The sequence below is a fragment of the Arthrobacter alpinus genome, from assembly GCF_001294625.1.
Classification (GTDB): Bacteria; Actinomycetota; Actinomycetes; order Actinomycetales; family Micrococcaceae; genus Specibacter; species Specibacter alpinus_A.
On sequence record NZ_CP012677.1, the window covers coordinates 681676 to 693298 of the forward strand.

Here is an 11623-nt window from a genome sequence, read left to right on the forward strand (position 1 = left end):
CTGGCTGGCGCGACGTCGTGTCGACCAGCAAGCGATTAAATTGGTCTTAGCGAATTTGGTGAGGGAAAAAATGGACAATCCTCGTGTGGCGGTCATTATTGAAGATGATGAGGATATCCGCGAACTTATCAGCGTGATCTTGAACCAGTCAGGGTTTGACGTTCACACCGCCAAGAATGGTGCTCAGGGGGTGGAGGCTGTGCGGGCCACCAAGCCGGCTATCGTGACCCTCGATTTGGGCCTGCCGGATATTGATGGCTTCGAAGTGGCCCGGCGGATTCGGCTTTTCAGCGACGCCTACATCATCATGCTGACAGGGCGTGCTGATGAGATGGACACGCTGCTGGGCCTTGAAACCGGTGCAGATGACTACCTGACCAAGCCCTTCCGCCCGCGTGAACTCCGCGCCAGAATAAGTGCCATGATGCGTCGGCCCAGGATTGCTGCCGACGCGTCCCCCGTGCCGCTCATGGAGAGCGCCGAGGTGGTGGCGTTGCCCGTGCCGGCCAGCGGGCCCCTGGTCGACTCAGCAGACCGTGACGTGGTATCCGGCCCGCATTCCCACAACGGCCTGGTCTTTGACAGCGCGGACCGTACCGCCATGGTGGACGGCAACGAGCTGGAATTGACCCGCAGCGAGTTTGACCTACTCCACGCACTCGTAGATAGCGGCAAGCAGGTGCGCACCAAATCGGATTTGGTGCGCCGACTCCGTGGCGAGGAATACGACGTCGGCTCCTTTATCAGCGACAGCGATGAACGGACCATCGAAGTGCACATGGCCAATCTGCGTCGCAAAATGGGGGACAACCCGCGGGACCCGCGCTGGATCAAGACCGTCCGGGGCGTGGGCTACCGCCTGGTCCACTAACGCGGCCCGCCGGCGAAGGACTTGGATTCAAGTCCTTCGCCACTTCTTGAAGTTCAGGCGTGCGCAGTCTTAGGCCCGGACTGTTCAGCTGGCGGGTTGGACGTAGCGCGCCATCAATTCGGCTACGGTTTCATTCCCGCAGCTTTCCACCTCTTCCAAGGCATCCTGCGCTTGTTCCTGCCGGCCCTGCTTGAGGAGTTCCACCAGGTCCCCGCTCATCTGGCCCAGCCTGTCCGCGCCCACCATGGCGCTGGAAGAAAAGAGGCTCAGTGCTGAATCAGTGGCCTCCTCCCATTGCCCTGCGGAGAAGGCAATACTCAGACGCAAATAGCGTGAGGGCCACATCTCAACATACCGGCCGACGAAACCGCGTGTGAGCGCGGTTTGTCCTTCGAGGGAGTCCTCGAGCGCAATCAATGATTCCATGCACACTAAGGGTACGGAAGAATAGTTCATGATCCGAAGTCCCTCCCCGGCCGTCTGGAACCGATGTGATCTGGAATTGCCGCTCCCGGCTGGTTGCGGGCGCTGAAGCAGTGATAACCATAATACGCTGTGCATTGGTGCCATGAAGGCATTTATGGGTGCAGGGAGCCTAGCTCCTGGGGGGCGTGATCCTGCCCCGCTCGCCACGGACTGCCCCGGAAGCCTTGCAGCCAAGCGGCATTGATTCCCGTTGCCGGGACGGGCCGGCCTAAGTAGTAGCCCTGGCCGGTATCGCAGCCCAACTCATCCAGCATAGCCGCCTGTTCCCGGGTTTCCACGCCTTCGAAGGTGGTGGCTAAGTTGCAGGACTTGACCAGTTGCAGGATGGCCGCGATGAAGGGGCGTTGGCTGGCAGAATCGGAGGGGTCCCCGATCAGCGACTTGTCCAGCTTCACTCCATCCACCGGGAGGGTACGCAAGTAGCTGATGGAAGAGTATCCGGTGCCGAAGTCGTCAATGGACAGCCCCACCCCCAAGTTTCGCAGACCCCGAAACGAATAAAGGTCCCACTCATTGCCGGTGACCATGGAATACTCGGTCAGTTCCAACACCAGGGCCGCCGGGTCGATCTTCTCCGCCATCAGGAGGCGCTTGACGTCATCAAGCAATTCCGGGCGCTGGAGCTGCGTGGCTGAAATATTCACCCGCATGGTGAAGCGTGGATCTAGCTCCAAGGTGTTCTGCCACTGCCGCAACTGTGCCAAGGCTGTTTGGAGCACCCAGGCCGACAACCCCGCCATGGCTCCGATCTCGTCGGCAAGGCCTATGAATTCACCGGGCATGACCAGTCCGCGGCGGGGGTGTTGCCATCGGATGAGAGCCTCCACACCAACCAGCGTGCCCGTGGCCAGCTCCACAATTGGTTGGTAGTGCAACACCATTTCATTGTTATCAATGGCATTCTGGAGCTCGGCCGCCATGGCACTGTATGTTTGCCGGGCGATGAGCAGTCTGGGGCTGAACACGACAACTTTGGCGTTGGCTTTGTTCTTGGCTGCGTACATGGCGGTGTCGGCATAAAGGATCAAATCCGTTGCGGAGTCATCCGGCTTGGAAACGGCGATTCCCACGCTGGCCTCAATGGACAGCTCCGTGTCTTCGGCGGTCACCGGCTGAGCCAAGGCAACAACGATCCGCGTGGCCACCTGCCGGGCGCGTTCAGTTGGGGTGTTCTGAAGGACGATGGCGAACTCGTCCCCGCCCAGTCGTGCCACCGTGTCCTCCTTGCGCACCGAGGCCTTCAGGCGTTCCGCCACCACTTTCAGGACCGTGTCACCGGCGGAATGCCCCAACGTGTCGTTGATGCTCTTGAAGGAATTCAGGTCAAGCAGCAGCAGTGCCGGCGCCCCGTTGCTAGCGGACTCGGCTAGGCTGGATTCCAGGACAGTTTCCAGTGCAGCCCGGTTGCGCAGCTGGGTGAGCGGATCGGTTAGGGCCATCAGCTCCATTTTGCGAAAGGCGTCCATCAACATGGCTGTCCTGGTCTTTACCCGGGCCTCAAGCTGTGCCTGGGAGGTCATGAGCTCCTCAGCCATCTGGTTAAAGCCGGCAATGACGGTGTCTAGCTGGTCCTGGGCACAAGAAACCGGGATGCGGGTGGTCAGCTGCCCGCTGGCGATCTTTTCAATGCCGTCCACGAGTTCGGCCAGGCGCGTGTCTGTGGTTTCAACTGTCAATGGAATACGGTCCACAGGTGGTGGCATCTCCAACGGGCCCGCTCATCGTTGAGACACCCGGCGCCGCCGGTCAGAGCCGCCGCGAAGATCTCGGTTCAGTCTCCTGTCGCCGTGGTACAGCAGAGCCTGCCAGTCGACTTCCTCAGCCGTCTTGGGCACCACGACCGGTGCAGCAGTCTGGGGCACCTTCGGCTTGATATACAGCCAGTTCAGCGTGCCCAAGCCGAAATCCACCACGGAATTCCGCACCCCGATGTAGGCGCGGATGGCGAACGCGGCCAGAATGGCGTTCAGCGCGGCAAAGGCAACGTTGCCCCAGTTGCCGACCATGCCATCACGCCACAACGTGAACACCGAGAAGAGGACGATTAGATATGGGACCAGCACGTACAGCCCGGGCGCTGCTGTCCGATTCTTCACCTTGGGCGTGCGCACGAACGGAATCTTGTCCCCGGTAAACGCCTGTTGGAGGGACTTGAGCACGCCAGCAAGGTTGACCGGCAAGAGGACAAGGTTGAAGCCATAGATGCGGAAAATGTCGCTGAAACGATGGCCGCAATCACGCAGATCGCTGCCCATAGCCAAGAAATACGGCAGGGCCGCCACCAGCACAAGAGGGCTAAGAAGCCGGCTGTCATAAGGGTAGGCAAGCAAGAACAGCAGCCCAAAACTGGCCCAGGCAATGGAGGACATGTAGTTGACCCGCAACAGAATTTCACGGAAGAGTATGGGCTCGCGGCGCTGGCGGCGCCGGCGCACTTGATTCCACAGCTTGGGCAGGATCAAGAGCCCACCGTTTGCCCACCGTCGCCGCTGGACCACCAAGGAGCCAAAATCCGGGGGAGTGGCACTGTAGCTGAGCCGCTCGGGATAATTTGACAAGGTCCATCCGTGCGTGCCCAGGTCCACACTGGATTCCGTGTCCTCAATCACGGTCCGGTCCTGGATATAGGTGCGGATCTCGAACCCGCCCACTGTCTCAATTTCCACAATGTCTTCCAGGGAAACCTTGCGGATCACCGCGTTGGCACCCACCCAGAAAGTTGCCCCATAGTAGGTCATGCCTTGATGCAGAATGTGCTGGATGTCCGTGCTGGCCCCGGCGATCCGTTCGATGCGGGTGGGCGCGCCCCGGAAGGAGGAATACGGTGTCTGAGCCACCGCCACGCGCTCATTGCCAGCTGATTCCAGAAAGTACACCAAGCGCAGGCAGTAGTCGCGCAGAAGAAGAGAATCGGCGTCGAGGGTCAACAGATAAGTGGTGTCCGGGACCACCAGATCCTCCGCCTCGCCGGCGTCGTCCACGTCCCGGCGGCGCAGCACCACGCTGCCGTCGGTGACCTCATGTTGCCAGCGCCCGCCCATCAAGGAAATGTAGGCATTGAGGTTCATGGCCTTGTTGGCCTCATGGGAGAGGCTGGCGTAGGCCTTGCGTTCAAAATATTCGGTCTTGACGTTGAAGATCCAGGTCAGACGCAGATATAACTGCTCAACCCGGACCGAGTCCGGCCCGGTGGACTGCGCCCGGGCCGCCCCCAAGGCCAGAAGGACCAAGCGCAGCTCCCGTGCCAGCCCCATCAGTACCAGGTCAACGAAAAATTCGTCCACATGGTCGGCCACCACTTCCGCTTCGGCCATCTCTTCCAGCCAGGCGGCGGCAAATTCGTATTCGGCGATAACCGCTTCGAGTTCCGCTGCCGGCACCGGTCCTGTACTGGCGGCCCGGCCGCGGAAGGTTGCCAGCGCGGCGTTCACCCGTGCGGCCGGGGCGGACAGTGCCTGGGAGATTTCCTCCGCCAGGGCCCGGGTCGCGTCCAGCTTCGCCGCAGTGGCGGGGTCCGTGGGGGCGGGTGGGTCATCGAGCAGGAGAACCACCTTCAGATCGGGGAACTCCTGGAGGGCGGCAGACCACAAAGTGCCGCGCACCACCTGCACTTCCTCAGCGTAGGAGGGGACCAGTACTGTGATGCCGTCGTGGTAGTTGGCAAAGTGGCGGTCCAATTCGCCGCGCGGCACGCGCTTGTGGTCGCGGAAGCGGTACAGGGCGCCCTGCCGGGCCATGAGGTACATCAGCGCCGAGAAAGTCAGGAACGTTACCACCAGCACATAGGAGACGGTTTCGACCTGGAACCGGAACCCGGCATTGGGGTTGTCCGCAAGCTGTCTGACCACGGTGGTGAACAGGTACAGCAGCCAGGCGAGAATGGTGACAACTATGGCCAGTCGACCCAAGGTGATCTTGCGGCCCGAGGGCTTCGGGTGCACGATCGAGAGCGGTTCCGAACGTTTCTCGGATCCCCACTGACGGCGTGGGCCCACCTTTGCCGTGGGCTCATTATCCGCACCCACGTCAGACGCCTCGGTTGTCTCCGCCTCATTTTCGCCAGCTCTAACAAGCACCTCAGACATCAATCCCCCATACAACGTTGGTGTGCGCACAACATCGCACAGAGAAATAGGCGGCCGGGAAAAAGTGAGACCAGTCACCGGACGTTGGTTATTACACTTATGATAATGCAAGCGGGCCGTTGCCCCAGCAGGTCTCTCTTGCAAGAACGTAATGATTGGGGTTCCCTTGTCTCAGCGCTTTCCAGGGCGGAAACTTTCCGTATTCCGCCTGACTGTTGTGGTTGTCGTTGCGGCCCTCCTCGCCGGAGGTGCCTACATCGGCTGGGGCCGGTACAACGATGCGCGCGCCGCCTCAGCGAAGCCGGCCATTTTTGCCGGCTACGTGGACGTTACCGCCACTCCTAGCTACACCTTTGAGGAGCCCGTCAACGATGCTGCCAAATCCGTGGTTCTGTCCTTCATTGTGGCCGGCAAGGACAAACCGTGCGAACCGAGCTGGGGCAACTTCTACTCCCTGGACCAGGCCGGGCAGGACCTGGACGTGGACAGGCGGATTGCCCGGCTCACCCAACTGGGCGGGTCGGTTTCCGTGTCCTTTGGCGGCCAGGCCAATGCTGAACTCGCCACTACCTGCACGGACGCCCATCAGTTGAAGGACGCATACGCCTCCGTAGTGGAACGCTACAACCTTTCCACGATCGATTTGGACTTGGAGGGTGCAGGCTTGAGCGACACGGCAGCGCTGGCACGCCGGGCCCAAGCCGTAGCAGCCCTGCAAGCCGATCGCCTCGCAGCGAACAAGCCGCTGTCAGTGTGGCTGACGCTCCCGGTGGCTCCCACCGGGCTGACCGCTGAAGGAACGGCCGCAGTCACTGCCATGCTCGATGCCAAGGTGGACCTTGCCGGCGTCAATGTCATGACCATGGACTTTGGTGGCAGCAAGCCCGCCGGGACCACGATGCTGGCGGCTTCCACGGCTGCGGCCGAGGCAACGCACGGGCAGCTGGCAACCATTTACAAGGCCGACGGGCAGGATCTTGGCTCCGACTCCCTTTGGCGGAAGATCGGCCTGACTCCAATGATTGGCCAAAATGACATTGTCGGTGAGATTTTCACGCTGCAGGATGCCGATGGACTGCGTGACTTCGCCGTGGCCAAGGGTGTTGGCAGGGTTTCGATGTGGTCCCTGAACCGTGATGCAACATGCGGGCCAAACTATCCGGACCTGACCCGGGTCTCGGACAGCTGCAGCGGTGTGGAGCAAAAAGACCGGCTGTTCTCAGCAACGCTGGGCGAGGGGCTAAAGTCACCACTGGCTGAGACAACAGCCAGCGCCAGCGCGCAGGCCGCCATCAAGGAGACACTGCCTGCGGACGACCCGGCCACCAGCCCATATCCGATCTGGAGCAGCCTTGCCGTTTATGTGGAAGGGGACAGGGTGGTCTGGCACGGGAACGTGTACGCCGGAAAATGGTGGACCCAGGACGAGGTGCCCGACAATCCGGTGGCGAAGGACGGCCTGACGGCGTGGAAACTGATCGGTCCCGTGCTGCCCGGAGACAAACCCGCACCTGTGGTGACGGTGCCCGATGGAACATATCCGTCGTGGACGGGGACAACGACCTACCTGCAAGGGGACCGGGTGATGTTCGACGGGCGCATCCTTGAAGCCAAGTGGTGGACACGCGACGAGAGTCCGTTGGCCGCATTGCAGGGCGCCCCGTCGTCACCGTGGAAGCTGTTCACCAACGCCCAGGTCCAGGAATTGCTGGCTCCCAAAGACAAGAACTAGGGCAGAAAAACAGGGGCGGTTCGCACTCGGCGGGACGCCCCTGTCGGCTTAAGCGGAGTGGCTGTCCAGCCATTTTTGTGCCAGGGTTGCCTGCAGGTTCAGCGCCTTGCCTATGACAGGCTCGGCGGCGCTGGCGATCTTCGCACCCAGAAACGGGATGGAGGACTTCACCTCGCCTTCCAGCTCCACGAGTGTGCCATCGGGTGAAACGCTCAGTTTCTGGGTGGCGGCAACATCCAACGGGGCACCAGCAACCGTGAGCTTGATGGTGTTGGACCGTGAGCCGTCGGCGGCAGGGGCGCTCCACTGCTCCAGCTGGGTGACCGTCAACGTGGCACCAACAACCTTCCTTGCAATCTCCGGCATCCGTGTGGTGGGCAGGGTCCGCACGGTCTTGGTGGTGAACGCGCCAGTGGTGGGGCCGCTGATCTCAAAGGACTTCAGTTCGCCGCCAACAGTGGTGCTGACGTGCTTGATGAATTCTTCGTCGGCGAAGACGTCAGTGACTCGCTGTGCGGTGGCGGACAAGGTGGTACAGGCGGTGAGTGCCATGGTTCCTTACAAAGATTGGGGCGGAAGGGCAAGTCCTAGGATAGCAAGGCCCATTCGTGCCGGAGTAAACTGAAAGCTGGCCCCGGCATTCACTTTACGAATTCCGGGCCTTCGTGTTGTTTTTTAGCACGCCACCAATGTTCCAAAGCAAGGTCGCCTTGAGGCGCCGAGGAGAGAAACACCCATGAGTCTTGCAGGATTGCGCAGCGCACTGACAGAGGATCCCATCTTTGCCAGGGTGCGTGGCTACGCCGCTGCCGATGTTGACTCTCGCAGCAGCGACCTGCAGTTCAGCGCCCCCGCGGGCATGCGTGCGGTGTTGCTGGCAGAGGTGGCCGACGGACTCGCCGACGCTGGCGGCGGCCCCGGGCACACCGGCGTCGTGCTGGCAGTCACGGCTACCGGGCGCGAGGCAGAGGACACCGTGGCCGCTCTGCGTTCCTACCTCCCGGCGGATGCGGTGGCCGAGTTCCCCAGCTGGGAGACGTTGCCGCACGAGCGCCTGTCGCCCCGTTCGGACACCGTGGGACGTCGGCTCGCCGTGCTGCGCCGTCTTGCTCATCCCGAGTACGACGCCGGGAACCACCTTCGCGTCGTCGTGGCACCCATCAGGGCGGTCGTGCAGCCCATAGTGGCGGGCTTGGGCGAGCTGGTGCCGGTGCGCGTCAGAGTCGGCGAGGAGGTTGGCTTTAGCGACCTTGTCAAACGCCTGGCGGACGCCGCTTACGCCCGGGTGGATATGGTGACACACCGCGGAGAATTTGCTGTGCGCGGCGGCATCCTGGACGTGTTCCCGCCCACCGAGGACCACCCTGTACGCATCGAGTTTTTCGGTGACGAGGTGGAGGCAATGCGCTGGTTCTCCATTGCCGACCAGCGTTCGCTTTCAACCGCGATCTCAACTGGCTCGAGCTCCGCGAAGTATGCCCATCCCACCGAGCTGTATGCGCCCCCGTGCCGGGAAATTCTGATCACCCCCACCGTCATGGGCCGGGCCGCGAAGCTGAAAAACTCCATGCCCTCTGCCGCGGCCATGCTGGAAAAGATCGCTGGCGGCATTGCCGTGGAAGGCATGGAATCTCTGGCCCCCGCACTGGTTGACGGCATGGTTGCGTTGACCTCGCTGTTCCCGGCCGGGTCCCTGGCCGTGGTGCTGGAACCGGAGAAGGTCCGTGCCCGCGCCCACGACCTGGAATCCACCAATGAGGAGTTCTTGGAGGCCGCCTGGTCCACCGCCTCCGACGGCGGCACCGCACCCCTGGACCTGGCGTCCCATGATCTGGCGGCCCACGGCGTGGATCTGGCCGCCGGCGGCTTCAAATCGCTGGCGCAAACCCGCGACGGCGCCCTGTCCCACGGGGTCGGCTGGTGGTCTATCAACTCCCTGGCCCAGGATGAGGAACTGCTCCCGGAACTGGACGTGGTGAACCTGCACGCCCGTGAACCCCGAGGCTACCGGGGCGATGTGGCAGAGATGATGGAGTTCATCGGCTCCCGCGTGAAAAACCAATGGCGGGTGGTGGTGGCCACCGACGGCCCCGGGCCGGCTCAACGCTTGGCCGAGCTGTTCCACGAAGCCAACATTCCGGCGTCGCGCGTGGAATCCCTGGATGCCCAGCCGCAGCCGGGGATCATCGAGGTGACAACAGCGGATGTGGGCCGTGGTTTTGTGCTGGACTCGCTGAAACTGGGCCTGTTGACCGAGGCCGATCTTTTGGGCAGGGCCTCTGCCGTCTCCACGAAGGACATGCGCAAGCTCCCCTCCAAGCGCCGCAATGTTGTGGACCCGCTTCAGCTGCGCGCCGGTGACTATGTGGTCCACGAACAGCACGGCGTGGGTAAGTTCGTTGAGCTGATCCAGCGCAAGGTTGCCGGGACCTCGGCAAGCTCGACCACCGGACGGGCAGGCTCGACCAGCGCAGGCGTGGGGCTGCGCGAATACCTGGTGCTCGAGTACGCGCCGTCCAAGCGTGGTGCGCCCGGGGACAAATTGTTTGTGCCCACCGATCAGCTCGACCAAGTTACGGCCTATGTGGGTGGCGACGCCCCGGCGCTGTCAAAGATGGGCGGTTCGGATTGGGCCGCCACCAAGTCAAAGGCTCGCAAGGCTGTCAAGGAGATTGCCGGTGAGCTGATCCGGCTCTATTCCGCGCGCATGGCCTCCAAGGGGCACGCCTTTGGGCCCGACACCCCGTGGCAGGCGGAGCTGGAGGAGGCGTTCCCCTATGTGGAGACGCCGGACCAGCTGGTGGCCATCAACGAGGTCAAGGCGGACATGGAGAAAGAAGTCCCCATGGATCGGCTCATCTCCGGCGACGTCGGCTACGGCAAGACGGAGATCTCGGTCCGTGCCGCGTTCAAGGCTGTCCAGGACGGCAAACAGGTGGCTGTCCTGGTGCCCACCACGCTCCTGGCCCAGCAGCACTTCGAGACTTTCAACGAACGTTTCTCCGGCTTCCCCGTCCGGGTAGCGGCACTGTCGCGCTTCCAAACGGCCAAGGAATCCAAGGAGATCATGGAAGGCGTACGGACAGGGTCCGTGGACGTGGTCATTGGTACGCACCGGCTGCTCTCGAAGGACTTTGCCTTCAAGGACCTGGGCCTGGTGATCGTCGACGAGGAGCAGCGCTTCGGTGTGGAGCACAAGGAAGCGCTGAAGAAGATGCGCACCAATGTGGACGTGCTGGCCATGAGCGCCACCCCCATTCCGCGCACCTTGGAAATGTCCATGACAGGGATCCGCGAGACGTCCACGCTGGCTACCCCGCCGGAGGAACGCCACCCGGTCCTGACCTATGTGGGCGGCTACACGGACAAGCAGGTGGGTGCCGCCATCCGGCGCGAGCTGATGCGCGAAGGCCAGGTCTTTTATGTGCACAATCGGGTTAAATCGATTGAGCGTACCGCCGCACACATCCAGCAGCTGGTGCCCGACGCCCGCGTGGCTGTGGCCCATGGGCAGATGAGCGAGTCCCGGCTCGAGCAGATCATTGTGGACTTCTGGGAAAAGCGCTTTGACGTGCTGGTGTGCACCACCATCATTGAAACCGGCCTGGACATCTCCAATGCCAACACGCTGATCGTAGAACAGGCCAACAACTACGGGCTCTCCCAGCTGCACCAGTTGCGTGGGCGTGTGGGCCGCGGCCGCGAACGCGCCTACGCGTACTTCCTGTACCAGGCGGACAAGCCGCTAGGCGAGGTGGCCCTGGAACGGCTCAAGGCCGTCGCCGCACACAACGAACTTGGTGCCGGCATGGCACTGGCCATGAAGGACCTTGAGATCCGCGGGGCCGGGAACCTGTTGGGCGGCGAGCAGTCAGGCCACATTCAGGGGGTGGGCTTTGACCTGTACATCCGTCTGGTGGGCGAGGCCGTGGCCGAATATCGTGGCGAGGGCGAAGAGCGCGCCGCCGAGATGAAAATCGAGCTGCCCATCAACGCCCACCTGCCACACGACTATGTGCCGGGGGAGAGGCTACGTCTTGAGGCCTATAGGAAGCTCGCCGTCGCCACCACGCTCCTGGAGATCGACGACGTCGTCACCGAGCTCATCGACAGGTACGGGGAATTGCCGCCCGCCGCGGTGAACCTGATTGAGGTGGCCCGTTTCAAGGTGCACGCCCGGGCCGCCGGGCTCACCGATGTGGCGTTGCAAGGCAATTTCATCAAGTTCGCCCCGGCGGACCTGCCCGAGTCCAAGGAGATGCGCCTGAACCGCATGTACCCGGGATCACTGGTGAAGCCAGCGCTGAACTCGATCCTGATCCCCAAGCCGAAGACTGCGCGGATCGGCGGCCGCGATCTGGCCGACGCCGAGGTCCTCACCTGGGCGCAGGGCGTGCTGGAGGCGATCTTCGAGAAGGCTCCCGCCTCCAGCAGCTAGGCACCTGGTAC

7 protein-coding genes are annotated in these 11623 nt (G+C 62.4%); 3 read left to right on the plus strand and 4 right to left on the minus strand.

Translation table 11 applies throughout. The features are described 5' to 3' along the window. The first annotated feature begins 70 nt into the window (after window positions 1-70). Window positions 71-871: a response regulator transcription factor gene (locus AOC05_RS02965; protein WP_082357710.1), complete on the plus strand. Its 801-nt coding sequence runs from the start codon at window positions 71-73 to the stop codon at window positions 869-871. Between the two features lie 84 nt (window positions 872-955). Here AOC05_RS02965 and AOC05_RS02970 read toward each other — a convergent pair whose 3' ends face one another. The 3 genes from AOC05_RS02970 to AOC05_RS02980 all read right to left on the minus strand — a co-directional run bounded on the left by AOC05_RS02970 (window position 956) and on the right by AOC05_RS02980 (window position 5442). Then, window positions 956-1297, minus strand: a complete 342-nt coding sequence (locus AOC05_RS02970) for an Hpt domain-containing protein (RefSeq protein WP_062005554.1) — start codon at window positions 1295-1297, stop codon at window positions 956-958. A 152-nt stretch (window positions 1298-1449) separates the two neighbouring features. Further along, window positions 1450-3048 carry a GGDEF domain-containing protein gene (locus tag AOC05_RS02975; protein WP_231687166.1) on the minus strand — a complete coding sequence of 533 codons (1599 nt, stop codon included), beginning with the start codon at window positions 3046-3048 and terminating at the stop codon, window positions 1450-1452. Window positions 3049-3075: 27 nt separating this feature from the next. Then, window positions 3076-5442, minus strand: coding sequence for a glycosyltransferase family 2 protein (locus tag AOC05_RS02980; RefSeq protein ID WP_082357712.1), 2367 nt, complete (start codon window positions 5440-5442; stop codon window positions 3076-3078). 166 nt (window positions 5443-5608) lie between these two features. On the opposite strand from AOC05_RS02980, the gene AOC05_RS02985 reads away from it, so the two are divergent. Continuing rightward, window positions 5609-7174 (plus strand): chitinase, encoded by a 1566-nt coding sequence (locus AOC05_RS02985; protein WP_082358117.1) that lies wholly within the window; start codon window positions 5609-5611, stop codon window positions 7172-7174. Between the two features lie 48 nt (window positions 7175-7222). On the opposite strand, the gene AOC05_RS02990 is transcribed toward AOC05_RS02985, so the two are convergent. Then, on the minus strand, window positions 7223-7726 hold the full coding sequence (locus AOC05_RS02990) for a DUF2505 domain-containing protein (protein WP_062005558.1): 504 nt from the start codon (window positions 7724-7726) through the stop codon (window positions 7223-7225). 184 nt (window positions 7727-7910) lie between these two features. On the opposite strand from AOC05_RS02990, the gene mfd reads away from it, so the two are divergent. Then, window positions 7911-11612, plus strand: a complete 3702-nt coding sequence (mfd, locus tag AOC05_RS02995; protein WP_062005560.1) for a transcription-repair coupling factor — start codon at window positions 7911-7913, stop codon at window positions 11610-11612. Window positions 11613-11623: the final 11 nt, after the last annotated feature.